Here is a 15,383-nt window from a genome sequence, read left to right as displayed (position 1 = left end):
TAGTCAGTGTCAAATCAAGGAGAACGACCATGAGCCAAGCACTGATTATTATCGATATCCAAAATGATTACTTCGAAGGCGGCGCTATGCCTTTGAGTTATCCAAAAAAGGCGGCGGAAAATGCCGAAAAATTATTGAATCACTTTCGCAAATCCAAAAAAATATAATTCATATTCAACATTTAGCCGCTAAACCAGAACTTGGGTTTATGTTAGAGGGAACAAAAGGACAGCAAATTCATTCGAGTGTAAAACCACTGGAAGGCGAGACCTTGATTATCAAGCGTTACCCCAATTCATTTGCGGGCACTAACCTAAACAATGTTTTAAGCGAACTAGGAGTTACAGATGTAGTTCTAGCAGGGATGATGACGCACATGTGTATCAGTAGCACCGCTCGCGCAACAGTAGAGTACGGCCTGAATGCCACAATCGCTCATGATGCATGTACGACATGCTCATTATCTATTTTTGAACAGATGATTCCTGCTCAACAGGTACATCTAACAGCACTTGCTGAGGTGTCCAATATCGTGAACCTTTTAAATAGTGATGAAATCATAAATAGATGAACACTTTTAGGTGTATATGCCCACCTTAAGAATAGGTGCGTGAGTTATAATTAAGCACTTAAAGGAACACACACTTTAAGAATACCCCCGTAATGTCAGAGCAAGCTTGCTCTGACACCGAGCCGCCCCTTCGGTGCTACTGACAAAAAGAACCCAAGACCAAATACCGTCATTCTACTAGCTGTGTGCCTACACGGCAGGATTCTACTCTACAGCGTTTACAGAATAACTGTGTGATCACAAGGTTACGGTTTAACTCACTTTTGCCCCAAAATCATTCAGAGTAAGTACTTATTCATATCTTGTTAATGTGAATTTTCACTACAGCAAGTTATGCGAATAGCGCTAATTTAGGAATTATGGACCTCTTAGCAAGTTAACTTCCTTGCATTGTTGATAAGGTATCGATATGTAATTGAGTCAGTAAGTGAAAGACGGCATTATGTGAGAGTTAAAGGCGGCTGTTAGTCGTCTAATTAGTGTTAGCAGTCAGAAGTAATAAGGATCTATAAATGGAATTAAAGTATCGTTCAGCTGATTTTGAAGATTTGGAAAGTCTTGTTGCTTTGCTTTCAAATGACCCGCTTGGTAGTAAAAGAGAAGATGCATCTGTTCCGTTGAATAGTGCGTATCTCGAAGCGTTCGAAGCAATTGCGCGAGACCCAAACAACGAATTACTGGTTGTTGAACTGGAAAACTCTCTAGTTGGGATGCTTCAAATTACATTTATTCCTTACCTGACGCATATTGGTAGTTGGCGTTGCCTTATCGAAGGTGTTCGAATCCATAGTGACTATCGTGGACAAGGTTTCGGTGAGCAAATGTTCGAATATGCTATTGAACTGGCAAAAAACAAAGGCTGTACAATCGTTCAGTTAACAAGTGACAAGCAGCGTCCTGATGCAATCAGGTTTTATGAGAAACTTGGATTCAAAGCGACACATGAAGGGTTTAAACTCGCGGTGTAGGTTGTCTGCTAACATAGCATTTAAGTAATAGATTAAAAGGACACACACCAAAAGTATGAAATTAGTTTGAGTTTGTCCAATTCGCCGACTCACCAAGCAGAGGAAGACAAGTGTATTGAGCTTATTGAAATATGGCGAGAAAGGCTGTGGAACTTAAGTTGGTTCATGAAAGAGCTCAATTACGAAATCGCATGTAGGGCGAATCGAGAAGATAACTGTACCGAGCACTTTTGGGAAAGCCGTTTCAAGAGCCAAGCGTTGCTTGATGAAAAAGCACTTGTAGCCGCAATGGTGTATGTCGACTTGAACCCTATTCGAGCAGGCATTGCTAAAACACCTGAAACGTCGGAGTTTACTTCGATAAAAGCCAGAATCGATGCGCTGGATAAAAACTTAGCGACAGCCCCATGTTTACACCCTTTTATCGGTAATCCGACGAATAGAATGCGTGATGGTATTCCGTTTCGGCTCATCGACTACATTGAGTTAGTCGACTGGACTGCACGTCGATTTCGCGAAGACAAAGCCAGTATGGTTGATAATCAACCCGCTATTTTGACGCGTTTGAATTTCAATCAGAAGAGTTGGTTAACGGTATGCACTGAATTAGAGAAAACACGTTCGACTGCGGTTGGGTGTCACATTAATACAGTTCAAGCTAAGGTCGCCTTAAAAAAGAGCAAGATGCACATCTACCAACTAGAATAAGCCCCACTTTCACCGCCACTCCTACCCCATAGGCCAGTGATAATGTTGGATACTGTTATTCGCCTAACTCCTAAACGCAAGTAACGTATCTTAAGAAATTAGGCAGCTTCCCAAAAATAGATTGAAGAAAGCTAAAGTATGCAGTTAATTGCTTCTTTGAATACGGGAGTGCTTTTGATTTCTTTTAAAGTGTGTGTCCTTTGTAAAAGGTAATAGCGCATATTTTGGGATTAGAGCGATTAACTAATTTGTCCTACTTGTGATGATTGAACAATAAAAACGCTCACATCATTATAGCTGTGAGCGTAACAGTTATGGTTTGGAATTAGGCCTGTTTTATCTCCATGTTTGCTCATAAACTCGCATTAGATTACCGCCGAATAGCTTGGCTAAATCATTATTTGAATAGCCCATATCCCATAAGCTATCTACCACACCTGCCATGTGTTTTGACAGCTCAGCACAGCCTGTAGAACCTTTGTTAAAGGCATTAACCATGTAGCCGTTATCCGCATACTTATCTGGGTTGGCTATGGTGAAAGGCACGACTTTTTCTGTTGTCATCATATCATCTGTAGCGATACCCACGTGCTCAATTCCTGCCACTTGTACGGCTCCATCAATCATCTCTGCAAACTGCTTAGGTGTAATATCTTCAGGCCAAACACCATCCATCATCCACTCGGTTGCAGTGACAGCGATCACCCCACCCATATTTGCGACGGTTTTTGCTTGTTCATCAGAAATCAGGCGGTAACAGGCAGCTAGACGAAATTCTGGGTCACTTTTTTTCAGGTTCTTCTTCGCCATACGTTTTTCTGTTTCCGTCAGCGTTTCATGTGGGTCACAACCATAAGTAGAAGCGATAGGTGAGTGAGAATAGATGACAGGCACACCTTTGTGATGCTCTTGCATGTAGTCCGTAATACCTTTGGTTGTGTAGTGAGAAGTATGAGAAAGGTCAACGGTAATGCCGTGTTTAACCATCTCATCAAGTACCTCTTTACCAAAGTCAGTTAGACCACTAGTATCGCCGTTGATCATTGAGATGACGCCAGAACCCGTCAGCTCGGTTTCGTTGTAAGTGAGCTGCATGGTTTTGACGCCATACTCAGCCATGACTGCCACGTTTGCAGCGTCGCCTTCTAACGGCATAGTCGTTTGGCTTGCCCACATAATGGCGTATTCACCATTGTCATGCGCTTTTTGAAAATCATCGACGGTCTTAACGTAACGAATCGGCGTTTTGGCCGAAGAAGACGCTTTAGTCCATTTTCCGTGCTCTGATTTAAAGGCAAGTAGGTTAGGCGTGTGGGGTGCACCAAGTGTCACCGATGCGCCAGTAATACCGCGTTCATGCGCCAAATCAATATAGTTTGCTACTTCAGAATCTTTGCTAAACCCTGTACCGCTTGGGGAGGCGTAGAAGTCGAGTACAATGTTGTCAGCGACGTATTGCTTGGCTTCATTAGAGGCAAACTCGTGCCAATCTTTGGTCTCAACTGATGCATGTGCGTTAAAGGTTGCTGCGGAGATTAACGTTGCGATTAGAAGTTTTTTCACCTGTTTACCCTCGAATTAGTCTACGAGTGCAAATATATCGATTTGAAAGATTCAAAATGTGCAGTTTACGACAATGTATAACAGTGTGATGAATCGTTAAGACTGCTGCGTCTGTTTAAGCCATTGCAGCGGCGTTGTGTTCTCTGATTTTTTGAAGGCTCGGATAAATTGAGAAGTGTCAGCAAAGCCAAGATGTTCTGCCACATCAGATATGGATGCATTGCGCCCAACCAAAACTCGTTTTGCAAAAGTGATATTTAAGGTTTCTTTGATTTTTCTAAAGGTACGCCCTTCGCTCTTTAAGCGTCTTTGAATCGTGCGTTCATTCACTCCTATGATCTGGCTTAGTTGCTCTATAGAGAGGTCTTTTCGTCCTATATAGCCTTCAAGCACAGCGGAGACCTGATCTGAGTAATTGCGCAATTTGCTATGAAATGTCACTGGATAAGTACCACTGAGGTTTGGTTCAAGTGTAACGGTCTGCTTGTAGAAAAGAGCCGTGTACTGTTGGCCTAAGAACTGAGGCGTTCGGCTATCTATATTAAGTTGCTCAAGGTCAGAGGCGTATGGGTGCATCAAATGATACTTAATTGGTGTGTCTAAATGGGCATTTATTCTTTTGCAGTAACAGTGTGTGGTGGCTAACAAGTAGAGCTCAGCCAAAAATAGCAGCTGGTTTTGGTGCGATGCATCAAGGTCTACAGAGTACGAGTCGACGCTTTTATTCAAGGTAATCGAATTGACAGGTATAAGCTCTGCAAGATGCGGTAATAACTGTGCTTTTTGGTTATTCTCAGGCAGTGTTTGCTCAACGAACCTTTCCGCAGACTGCTGCATAAGTGCGATGAATTTTGAAGAGGGTAACTCATTATGAGCTTTTTCAAGTAACTTTGAGAAGGCAGAGAATGGCGTAAATTGAGCTGAACTGGTTTCCAAATAAATAGGCAAGTTGGCACTTTCCACTAATGGCCAGACATCTTTAATTTCATTCTTGAGCGACTCAATAAAAGTGATGACTGCGTATTTATGGATCAAAGGGATCAACTGACACTCTCCTGTCTCAAATGTCGTGGCTTATTGTGACCTAACGCTCACAATGTTAGATTGCGAGCATTAGGTCATATGCTATGAAAAAGAGGAGTTAGACTCTATTTCCAAGTTTGCTCATATACTCGCAATAGGTTACCACCGAATAGCTTGGCGAGATCATCGTTTGAATAACCCATTTCCCATAAGCTATCAACAACGCCTGCGATGTGTTTTGACAGCTCTGCACAGCCTGTCGCCCCTTTGTTAAAAGCACTTACCATGTAGCCGTTATCCGCATACTTGTCTGGGTTAGCAATAGTGAAAGGAACAACTTTCGCTGTTGTCATCATATCATCGGTTGCGATACCTACATAGTCAATACCGACAATTTTTACTGCCCCATCAATCATTTCGGCAAACTGCTTAGGTGTAATATCTTCAGGCCAAATGCCATCCATCATCCACTCAGTTGCGGTCACTGCGATAACTCCGCCCATATCGGCAACCGTTTTTGCTTGTTCATCAGAAAGTAGGCGGTAACAAGCGGCTAGGCGAAAGTCTGGGTCACCTTTTTTCAGGTTCTTCTTCATCATGCGCTTTTCTGTTTCAGTCAGGGTTTCGTGTGGTTCACAGCCATAAGTCGAGGCGATAGGAGAGTGAGAGTAGATGACAGGCACACCTTTGTGGTGTTTTTGCATGTAGTCAGTAATGCCTTGCGTTGTGTAGTGAGAGGTGTGTGAGAGGTCGACGGTAATACCGTGTTTAACCATTTCATCAAGTACCTTTTTACCAAAGTCAGTCAAACCACTGGTATCGCCATTGATCATCGAGATAACACCAGAACCCGTCAGCTCGGTTTCGTTGTAAGTGAGCTGCATGGTTTTGACACCATACTCAGCCATAACCGCTACATTTACAGCGTCACCATCTAATGGCATGGTGGTTTGGCTTGCCCACATAATGGCATATTCACCATTGTCATGTGCTTTTTGAAAATCCTCGACAGTCTTAACGTAACGAATCGGCGTTTTCGCCGAAGAAGACGCTTTGGTCCATTTTCCGTGTTCAGATTTAAAGGCAAGTAGGTTCGGTGTGTGTGGTGCGCCAAGAGTAACTGATGCGCCAGTAATGCCACGTTCATGGGCTAAATCGATATAGTGAGCCACTTCAGAATCTTTGGTAAAGCCGGTACCACTTGGAGAAGCGTAGAAGTCGAGCACGATGTTATCGGCGACATATTTTTGAGCGTCTTTAGATGCAAGCTCATGCCAATCTTTGGTTTCAACAGATGCTGTTGCAGCTGTAGAGAGTGAGGCAATCGTCGTTGCAACTAGTAATTTACGCATGGTAGTCCCTTATCCAATATGTGTAATGTTTAATAATTATTCAATTTAATTGTATTGAAATAGTTAATGATTTAAACCAAGTGTAGGACACCATTAAATATATAAAGTGACATGTGAGTTATAGCTTGAGTTGCGAGAAGGATTAAATCGTAATGTTTGAGGTTCGTCACTAGAGGCGTTGGAAAGAGAGCGCTGCTCTTTATGTCATCAAATAGCAATTCCGTTGTACCTAAGTTGAATATGATGTCTGCGAACTTTGCAGAGTCATTGAGAGGGGCTTAGTGGTTGACCCGAAGTTTATCGATAGGAAGAACTCCTCAATGTCGTGAAATGCCTATATTTACCCAATATGAGCTCTACACTCATCGAAAGGAAGTCGAAATAATGAGAGTAGCTTTAATGAATATGAAATTGTCCTCAATAAGCTTAGCGATTGTGGCAACTATGGGCTCTGCGCCTATTTTTGCTGCCAATTTCGATAGCCCAGATTCAGTTGAAAACACCATAGACCAGCAGCCGTCTGAGCAACTTGATTGGAGAGAGTCGTTAGCGGCTGATGGCTTTACTTTTGGTGCGGATTATTTCTCTTTGGCGTTGCAGTCACCAGATGGAACAAATGGTGATCCGGCTGATGCATCTTCAGGTGTAGCGCGTGTTTATGGTTCTTGGCACCTAGCGGGCAAAGGAACAGAAAATAGCGGCAGTATTGTTTGGAAGGTTGAGCACAGACACTCATACGCAGGTACGTCACCGAAGCAGTTTGCTTGGTTTGGGCAAGATCAAATTGGCTACGCAGGTATGATTGGCCCGGCGTATAGTGACCAAGGTTTCCGCGTGACTGACCTAAACTGGAAGCAAAAAATCAGCGACGGCAAGGGGACGATCATTGTCGGTTGGCAAGATATCACTAACTACGTTGATGTCTATGCTCTGGCGAGTCCGTGGTCGGGTTTTACTAATCTTGCATTTTCAACGGGGGCAGGTGCGATGGGGTTACCCGATGATGGTGTTTTAGCGCTATCTGCTGGTCACATGCTGGGGGATAATTTCTACGTTGTAGGCGGAATTGCCGATGCTAAAGGTAAATCGGATGATATTTGGGAAGGCTTTGATACGCTGTTCAATGATACGACCTTATTTACCACATTAGAGCTTGGCTGGACCGCATCACAAGAGCGAATCTACACTGACAATTTCCACGTGACGTTCTGGCATATGGATGCGGGCTCAAGACACAGTTTATCTTCAACGGTATTGGCTGATGGTACAGTCGTAGGTGGCGAATCAGGTCAAGGTGTTAACTTCTCTTGGAGCCAATTTGTTACACCTCAAGTCATGCCGTTTGTTCGTGGCGGAGTCTCGGAAGGTGATGTTGCGCTGTATGACAAATCGCTATCGGTCGGTGTTGGCTACTTTGGCCTTGGTAAATCGGCGAACAATCTCGGCTTTGCGATCAATTGGTCAGAAACAAACAGTGATACATTGCAAACTTTCTTGAATGCAGGAAAAGACCAACTGGCTACTGAGCTTTACTACAACATGCAGTTTGGTGAACACGTACAAATAACGCCTGATATCCAATACATCAAAGATCCAGCATTCTCAAATCAAAGTAGTGCATGGGTGTTTGGTGTGAGAGTACGCGTGTTTATTTAAGGAAGAAATTAGCTATCTACGTTTAACCAAAAGTGTTACCACCCAGTATCCCATGATGTGACATAAATTTCGCCTCAGCCTTTGAATAGCACTGACCATTTACATAAATGCTGCTTTGTAGAAAATGCACCCTTCGCTTGCTTTTTAGGCAATGAGCCTGAACCTGAATGGCTGTATTGAGCGGGATAGGTTTGATAAAGCGGACATCCAATTGCGCTGTCATTGCGTAAACATGGCGAGAAAACAGGCAGTTATCTGGCTGGTAGGGACACTATATTGGTGGTTGTTGGCGTATGCCAATAACCACTTATGGGAAATTAGGATCCATATTGCGAAGGTGATAGGTATTTATCTATTCGTGTGGTGACTCAAAGCCCTAACGTTTCATTAGGGCTTTGTTGAGTGGCGAGTAGTTAAATCGCTAATTGCTAATTGTAAATGTCACTACCCTTGTATGAGCTCAGTCGCTTTTTTCATCGCCTCTTTAGTTGAGCATTCAATCACGTTTGCATTGGCAAAGCGGTGCGCGTCTTTTACTTGAATATCATGGGCTAAGATAACCAATTTCGCATTGCGTACGTCTAAGTCCGTAATTCGGTTTTTCACTCCGTTTTGGCCTTGAGTTTCCACTTTTATTTTTATGCCAGCCATTGCCCCTGCCTTTTCTAGCGCTTTTGCTGCCATGAATGTGTGCGCAACCCCTGATGGACAACAGGTCACGGCAACAACATCGTACTCGCCTTCCCCTGCCTCTGGAGCGGTGACTTGAACCGGGGCTGCTTGTTCTTCTTCAGACTCTTCCGCAACAGGCTTCCAGAATCCAACGATAAGAGCCGTGGTTAAAGAACCAAGAGCGATACCCACCACATACATTGGGATGTTGCTAGAAACGGGAGCGGTGATAAGGCCACCCCAAGGGGCGTGAAGCAGTACGTCAGTCAAGAAACCAAATACACAACCAACGATACCACCCGCAACGATGGAAGGAAGCACGCGCATAGGGTCGTTTGCCGCAAATGGGATTGCACCTTCAGAGATACCAATTGAGCCCATGATCGCCGCTGCTTTACCTGCTTCTTGTTCTTGTTTTGAAAATTTCTTCTTAAATAGGAACGTTGCCAGTGCCATGCCAAGAGGAGGCGTACAAATTGCGATACCAACACCGCCCATTAGCCACGGTTGCGTATCCACTTGTGTTTGTGCAAACAAAGTTGCCACTTTGTTGATTGGACCGCCCATATCAAACGCCGTCATACCACCAAGGATGGTACCGAGCACGACTTTAGACGCGCCAGCCATTGAAGCGAGGAATTCATTCATAGATGCCATGAAGAACTTAATAGGTTCGCCAATCCCCCAAAGAACGATACCTGCTGAAATGAGCGTGCCGATCAGAGGGTAGATGAAGTAAGCACCTAAAGCGGTCATGTTGGCTGAAAGCGGGATTTTCTTAAGCTGGAATACGACGCCCCCAGCAATAAAGCCAGCCACAATACAACCAAGGAAACCGCCACCCATATCGGCCATGATGCCAGATGCGATCATAGCAGGAGCAAGAGCGGGTTTATCGGCGATAGAGTAGCCGATAAACCCGCCAAGGATGATTGGGAAGAGAACCAAACCTTTAATACCAATATTGGAAATATCAGCAAGAATCCCGGTTGCCGGAACCGCGCCTTTACCAGAAGCCATGACGGCCAAAGCAAGCAATACCCCACCTGCAACGATGAATGGGAGCATGTGGGAGGTGCCAAATAAAAGGTGTCCTTTCATGGTGCTGAGGAGTTTTTTAATATCACTATTATTGTTGGTTTGAGCGGTTAGGGTACTCATGTTTATACGCCTTATGGAATGATATGAAAATATTAATGAGGTACTGCTATTCTTTTTTGTTCTTGACGGTATTTCGCTAGTTAACCAAATGCCGAGTTCTATTTATAGCGGTGAAGTTGGTATTGATTAATTCGTTTCCCTCAAGTCATACATTCAAAGTAATGGATTGTTTGATGGTTCTAAATAGTAAAAAAAATCCTTTCACTGTACATTTGTATCCAGCAAAATTAAGTGTGACAAGCATCATTGTCGCCGTGTGACGAATGTCATGATTGTTATCTAATTCAAAAGGTTGAGTCGTTATTGTGGAAATAGAAAGCACAACCAACACAGTAAAGCCAATGGGTAGAAAGTTCTCCTAGATCATTTGACTCACCTTTATCAGGTTTTTGATATCGCTATCAAACTAGTGGTTATTTAGTCAATATTAAGATAACGCCTTAAGCACAAAATAAGCTCAGTGAATTTCCTAAGATAATGAAGTTTATTTAGGTAGTAAGGAAATCAAACGAAAAGAATATAGGTTTATAGCACCGGTGTGCGATGCGTTGTGTTTTATAGGATAAAGAAACCGTAGTGCTATGCCGTTTTCAATGAGGAAGTAGCACTAGGCGATCGAGCGGTGAGCCTCTGTTATAACTTGTGCGTATACGTTGAAAAGCCAGTGGTTAAGCAATCGACTAAAACATGATGATGTGCTTGTGAATAAGGTATCGATGTTTAGCTGACAAGCATTATTGCAGTGGGGGGCTTTCTTATTTTATTTGAATATTATTTGTTCATTTTCTTTTTTGGTGATACTCTAAGTCTCACAAATGAGTTTTAGGGTATCACCATGTCAAAAAAAGACCACATCATTCAAAGCACAATAGAAATTCTTAAACAGAATCGTCAGGCTAGCATGGCTGACATTGCTGAAGCCGCGGGTGTTGGTCGTGCAACCTTGTTTCGTCACTTCAAAACGAGACAAGATATCATCGATATGATCGACATTGATTTCATCGAGAAAAAAATGGCAGCGGTCCAAACCATCGTTAACTTAATCATGCCTCCCAAAGACAAACTTGCCATGATGATCAGTAGTTCTGTCTCTTTGGGATTAGCTTTCGATTTCTTTAATTATGAAGTGCTTAACACCAATAATCCGAAAGTTATTGAAGCGCTCGATAACGATACGAACTTGTGGTGCGAAGTCATTGATGAGTTGAGAGAAGAGCACGAAATACCGGCAATATTCAGTTCTAAGTGGATAGCGCTAAGTATCAATACACTCATCATGCAAGCGTGCGAGCTTCAACAAGAACAAAATAAGACTGAGAAAGAGGTGATAGAGCTGATCTGGACCTCCGTTACTCAGCCAATGATAAAGCTATGAGAGCAATAACAACTCACTGAACTTAGTGGTTCCAACGTTAGGAATAAATTTATGTCCACTTTCAAACCAGCAATTGTGGTTGCTGTTATCTCTTCGTGTCTGTTGATCACGGGTTGTCAAAAAGACGCTCAAGCTAACGAGCCTGCAAAGCTTGTCTTTCCACCAGCTAACATTTCTGTGATTTCGGCTAAGTCGAGCGCGGTCATTTTGAGTGATGAATTTCAAGGTCGTGTTAGGGCAATTCGTTCTGCAGAAATTAGACCACAAGTGAGTGGTATCATCACTGAGCGTCTATTTACGCAAGGTCAGTTTGTCGAGAAAGGTGCACCGCTTTTTAAGATAGACGATCGTTCATATAAGCTCGAGGTGCAAAATAAGAAAGCGGACTTAGAAAAGGCGACAGTACAGCTTCAAAGGCTTGAGAAGAAAGCCAAACGTTATAAAACGTTGGTACAGTCAAGCTCTATCAGTCAAGACAAGTATGACGACGTGTTATTTAATAAACGCGCCGCTCAAGCTGAAGCACATAAGGCCAACGCATTACTTGGATTGAGTAATCTTAATTTAGAGTACACCACGATTAACGCCCCGATCAGCGGAGTGATTGGTGAGGTAAAAATTACCGAAGGCGCCTTAGTTGGGCCACAAGGTGAGAGTGAGCTGGCACTGATCACTCAATTAAACGAGGTATATGTAGATATCCGTTTGCCCTCCTCTCGATTAGCGTCTCTACTTGCTATGAAGCAATCACAGGAAAACACCACAAAAGAAGAGGGGGTTTCTTATGTCAACATCTACTCATCGTTTGACCCAACGCATCCAATTAAGGGCCGTATTCTGTTTTCGGGTGTGAATGTGGATGAGGGAACGGGTGATGTGATTGTGAGAGCGAAGGCGAAGAACGATAAGCGGCTGTTGTTAGCGGGTATGTATACACGAGTTAAGCTTGCCTATGCCTCCATTGTCGCATTTTCAGTACCGCAACAGGCTGTATTGCATTCACCTGATGGCAAAGCTTACGTTGTGGTGCTTGAAAATGGAAAGACACGTAAAGTTAATGTGACCATCAAAGAAAGCGACAAGGGTTCATACATCATCACCGGTTCGCTGCAAGACGGTGAGAAAATCGTGGTTCAGGGACAAGATAAGATCCAAGTTGGTGTAGAGCTCAATCCAATCCCATGGACCGCTAAATAGAGTAAATCCTAATGTCAAAATTCTTTATATACAGGCCCATCTTTGCATGGGTGATAGCCATACTCATCTCTATTGCAGGATTGATTGCGATCCCTAACCTTGGTGTTGAACGTTTTCCTACCGTGGCACCACCTAAAGTCGCCTTGTATTTGACTTATGAGGGCGCGACACCGAAGACAATGAACGACAACGTGATATCTCTCATTGAGAGGGAGATCTCTGGTGTTAAGGATTTGCTTTACTACGAGTCAGCGTCAGATTCGAATGGAAGCGCGTCTATCACCGTGACATTCAAGCGTGGTACCGATCCACAATTGGCACAGGTTGAGATACAGAACAAGATGAAGGCCATAGAGCCGCGTCTTCCTCAAGCTGTGCGTAATAATGGGGTGATTGTTGAGAGTTCGGCTTCCAATACACTGATGTACATCAACTTGATTTCGCCTAATGGCCGATATGACGAAGCGGCGTTAAACGACTATATGATTCGCAATATGGTTGAAAACCTAAAGCGTGTTGACGGTGTGGGGCGTGTCGAGGTCTACGGTTCTGAGTACGCTATGCGTATCTGGGTAGACACCAACAAGCTCACTGGTTACAACCTTACAATGTCTGATGTCACCACAGCAATCGCTGATCAAAACGTTCAGATAGCCACTGGTAAAGTGGGCGACTCTCCGACCGTGGCGGGTAAGATGACGGTGGCATCACTCTTTGCTAAAGGTCAGCTTGAAACTCCAGAAGAGTTCGAGAGCATCGTGCTTAGATCTGGCATTAATGGTAGCCAACTGTTGTTGAAAGACGTGGCGAGAGTTGAGCTAGGCCGAGAGAGTTACAAGTACGCTAACCGTAACGATGGACAGGAGTCAACGTCACTCGCGATCAAGCTGTTCCCTAACGCCAACGCGGTGTTGACGTCTGACGCCATCCGGGCATATATGGAGAGCGCCAAACAGGTAATGCCTGCCGGAATGGATTACAAAATCACTTCGGATTCAGCGCCATTCGCTAAGATTTCTATCAAGAAAGTAGTCGTGACGCTTGCTGAAGCGATGCTGCTAGTATTTCTTGTTATGTATCTGTTCTTACAACGGGTTATTTATACCTTAATACCGGCTATCGTGGCACCAATTGCGTTATTGGGTACGTTGGCTGTGATGTATGCCATAGGATTCTCAGTGAACGTCTTTACGATGTTCGGCATGGTGTTGGTTATAGGGATAATCGTGGATGACGCGATCATCGTGGTGGAGAACGTAGAACGAATCATGGCGAAAGAGGGGTTACCACCTCGAGAAGCGACGATTAAGGCCATGAAAGAGATCACGGGCGCAGTTATAGGCGTTACAGGTGTACTGTCTGCGGTGTATCTGCCTATCGCGTTTGCTGCGGGCTCTGTTGGTACCATCTACCAGCAATTCTCTATTACGATGGCGACTGCCATCTTGTTTTCTGCATTCTTGGCTTTGTGTCTGACACCGGCTTTGTGTGCCACGTTGCTGAAACCGATTGGTCCCGACCATCACGCGAAAACGGGGTTCTTTGGATGGTTCAACCGTTCGTTTGAGTTTGTTGGCGATCGATACCAAACATGGACAACCAAGCTTTCTGGTCGAGTAGGGCGTATAGCGCTCACTTATGTTTTGCTTATCGCGGCTTGCTTTTGGGGATTTAATAAAATCCCAAGCACCTTCTTACCAAATGAAGATCAAGGGTACTTCTTTACCTCGATACAGCTGCCGTCTAATGCAACACAGGAGCGTACAAAGCAGGTCATTACGCTAGCTGAAAACTATCTACAAGAGCAAGAAGAAGTTCGGGATGTAATGACCATTCTAGGCTTCAGCTTTAGCGGTTCGGGTTCGGCCTCTGCCTTTATGGTAACGACACTCAAAGATTGGCAACATAGAGAAGGCGTGGATATACGAGACACACTAGAAAAATTCAACATTTACATGATGGACAACGTTAAGGAAGGGGAAGCGTTCAGTATGCTACCCCCAGCCATTGATGGATTAGGTAACTCATCAAACATTTCGCTACAGTTACTTGATAAAAGTAATGCCGATCGTGAGACATTCCAGAAAGTAAAAGCGGAGTTCTTACGTAACGCTAATGCAAATAAGAAAATTGATAGTGCCTATTTTGAAGCTATCCCCGATACCACGGGTATTGAGCTCTTGATTGATAGAGAGAAAGCGCGCGCGCAAGGGGTGTCTTTTACCGACATCAGCCAAACGCTCACTACGGCATTAGGATCCACGTATGTAAATGACTTCCCAAACAAAGGAAGAATGCAAAAAGTGATTGTTCAGTCTCAAGCTGAGAACCGTATGGACATGAAAGACATCCTCAAGATGTCAGTCAAAAATAACAAAGGTGGTACTGCGTATTTGTCTGAGTTTGTGAGTACGGTATGGAAGGATACCCCGCTTCAATTGAAACGCTTTAATGGTTCGCCCGCAGTCGCGGTTTCAGTGATGCCAAAACAAGGCTATTCAAGTGGTGAGGTTATGAAAGAGCTCGAGAGCATTGTTAAAGGTCTTTCGTCACCCACACAAATAGAGTGGACAGGGCTATCAAGACAGGAGCGACAAGCTGAAGCACAAACCAATGTATTGTTGGTGTTCTCAATGCTGGTTATCTTTCTCGTTTTGGCGGCGCTATATGAGAGCTGGTCTATCCCATTGGCGGTAATCGTTGCAACGCCATTAGGTATTCTTGGCGCCGTGGCAGCAATGTTGGCAACGGGGTTGCCTAATGATGTGTTCTTTAAAGTAGGGCTGGTGTCCATTATCGGCTTAACGGCTAAGAACGCGATTCTTATGATAGAGTTCGCTCAACAGCAGGTTGTGAAGGGCTTAAACGTTATTGAAGCAATCAGCCTTGCCGCGAAGCTTAGGTTGCGCCCAATCATCATGACCTCGCTTGCATTCACATGCGGAATTATTCCGCTTGTGTTGGCGTCCGGGCCGAGTTCAGAGATACAAAATTCACTCGGTACGGGGGTACTGGGAGGAATGATTAGTGGTACCGTTCTTATCCTGATCTACGTTCCAATAGCGTTCATATTGGTGAGTAAACTGACTTCTATGAAGCGCTTTAAAGCAAAAGATAACTAAAAAAATGGGTCCTGT

General features: G+C 44.0%; 11 protein-coding genes and 1 pseudogene. 8 read left to right on the top strand and 4 right to left on the bottom strand.

All coding sequences use genetic code 11. The features are described 5' to 3' along the window. Positions 1–29: 29 nt before the first annotated feature. The 4 genes and pseudogenes from L4D05_RS10335 to L4D05_RS10320 all read left to right on the top strand — a co-directional run. Complete coding sequence (locus L4D05_RS10335; RefSeq protein ID WP_428793899.1) at positions 30–167, top strand: cysteine hydrolase family protein; 138 nt, start codon at positions 30–32, stop codon at positions 165–167. After that, positions 131–571 carry an isochorismatase family protein gene (locus L4D05_RS10330; RefSeq protein ID WP_428794007.1) on the top strand — a complete coding sequence of 147 codons (441 nt, stop codon included), beginning with the start codon at positions 131–133 and terminating at the stop codon, positions 569–571. Before L4D05_RS10335 ends, L4D05_RS10330 begins: the two co-directional genes overlap by 37 nt. A 512-nt stretch (positions 572–1,083) precedes the next feature. Next, entirely contained in the window at positions 1,084–1,539 is a 456-nt protein-coding gene (locus tag L4D05_RS10325; RefSeq protein WP_428793898.1) for a GNAT family N-acetyltransferase, read from the top strand. 60 nt (positions 1,540–1,599) lie between these two features. Beyond that, a pseudogene (locus L4D05_RS10320) lies at positions 1,600–2,247 on the top strand (transposase); the annotation flags it as partial. Positions 2,248–2,583: 336 nt separating this feature from the next. Here the strand turns inward: L4D05_RS10320 and L4D05_RS10315 are convergent. The 3 genes from L4D05_RS10315 to L4D05_RS10305 all read right to left on the bottom strand — a co-directional run bounded on the left by L4D05_RS10315 (position 2,584) and on the right by L4D05_RS10305 (position 6,185). Then, a complete protein-coding gene (locus L4D05_RS10315) occupies positions 2,584–3,810 on the bottom strand; it encodes a dipeptidase (protein WP_428793897.1) in 1,227 nt (408 codons plus the stop codon). 96 nt (positions 3,811–3,906) lie between these two features. Then, positions 3,907–4,854: a helix-turn-helix transcriptional regulator gene (locus L4D05_RS10310; RefSeq protein ID WP_428793896.1), complete on the bottom strand. Its 948-nt coding sequence runs from the start codon at positions 4,852–4,854 to the stop codon at positions 3,907–3,909. 104 nt (positions 4,855–4,958) lie between these two features. Beyond that, positions 4,959–6,185: a dipeptidase gene (locus tag L4D05_RS10305; protein WP_428793895.1), complete on the bottom strand. Its 1,227-nt coding sequence runs from the start codon at positions 6,183–6,185 to the stop codon at positions 4,959–4,961. Positions 6,186–6,584: 399 nt separating this feature from the next. On the opposite strand from L4D05_RS10305, the gene L4D05_RS10300 reads away from it, so the two are divergent. Beyond that, positions 6,585–7,841 (top strand): carbohydrate porin, encoded by a 1,257-nt coding sequence (locus L4D05_RS10300; protein ID WP_428793894.1) that lies wholly within the window; start codon positions 6,585–6,587, stop codon positions 7,839–7,841. Positions 7,842–8,285: 444 nt separating this feature from the next. On the opposite strand, the gene L4D05_RS10295 is transcribed toward L4D05_RS10300, so the two are convergent. Continuing rightward, positions 8,286–9,674, bottom strand: coding sequence for a PTS fructose transporter subunit IIBC (locus L4D05_RS10295; protein ID WP_428793893.1), 1,389 nt, complete (start codon positions 9,672–9,674; stop codon positions 8,286–8,288). Between the two features lie 835 nt (positions 9,675–10,509). Between L4D05_RS10295 and L4D05_RS10290 the strand changes: the two genes are divergently transcribed. From L4D05_RS10290 to L4D05_RS10280, 3 genes are read left to right on the top strand one after another with little or no spacing between them, the layout of a single operon-like run. After that, complete coding sequence (locus L4D05_RS10290; RefSeq protein WP_428793892.1) at positions 10,510–11,049, top strand: TetR/AcrR family transcriptional regulator; 540 nt, start codon at positions 10,510–10,512, stop codon at positions 11,047–11,049. A gap of 51 nt (positions 11,050–11,100) precedes the next feature. Next, positions 11,101–12,246: an efflux RND transporter periplasmic adaptor subunit gene (locus tag L4D05_RS10285; protein WP_428793891.1), complete on the top strand. Its 1,146-nt coding sequence runs from the start codon at positions 11,101–11,103 to the stop codon at positions 12,244–12,246. An 11-nt stretch (positions 12,247–12,257) separates the two neighbouring features. Then, positions 12,258–15,368 carry a multidrug efflux RND transporter permease subunit gene (locus tag L4D05_RS10280; RefSeq protein ID WP_428793890.1) on the top strand — a complete coding sequence of 1,037 codons (3,111 nt, stop codon included), beginning with the start codon at positions 12,258–12,260 and terminating at the stop codon, positions 15,366–15,368. Positions 15,369–15,383 lie beyond the last annotated feature (15 nt).

It is taken from the genome of Vibrio nomapromontoriensis, assembly GCF_050337205.1.
GTDB classification, from domain to species: Bacteria; Pseudomonadota; Gammaproteobacteria; order Enterobacterales; family Vibrionaceae; genus Vibrio; species Vibrio nomapromontoriensis.
This window is presented reverse-complemented; position numbering and strand designations above follow the sequence as displayed.

Coding starts and splice junctions, on each gene's coding strand:
- L4D05_RS10300 (WP_428793894.1), top strand. CDS start 6,585: ATGAATATGAAATTGTCCTCAATAAGCTTAGCGATTGTGGCAACTATG.
- L4D05_RS10280 (WP_428793890.1), top strand. CDS start 12,258: ATGTCAAAATTCTTTATATACAGGCCCATCTTTGCATGGGTGATAGCC.
- L4D05_RS10295 (WP_428793893.1), bottom strand. CDS start 9,674: ATGAGTACCCTAACCGCTCAAACCAACAATAATAGTGATATTAAAAAA.
- L4D05_RS10325 (WP_428793898.1), top strand. CDS start 1,084: ATGGAATTAAAGTATCGTTCAGCTGATTTTGAAGATTTGGAAAGTCTT.
- L4D05_RS10335 (WP_428793899.1), top strand. CDS start 30: ATGAGCCAAGCACTGATTATTATCGATATCCAAAATGATTACTTCGAA.
- L4D05_RS10290 (WP_428793892.1), top strand. CDS start 10,510: ATGTCAAAAAAAGACCACATCATTCAAAGCACAATAGAAATTCTTAAA.
- L4D05_RS10305 (WP_428793895.1), bottom strand. CDS start 6,185: ATGCGTAAATTACTAGTTGCAACGACGATTGCCTCACTCTCTACAGCT.
- L4D05_RS10285 (WP_428793891.1), top strand. CDS start 11,101: ATGTCCACTTTCAAACCAGCAATTGTGGTTGCTGTTATCTCTTCGTGT.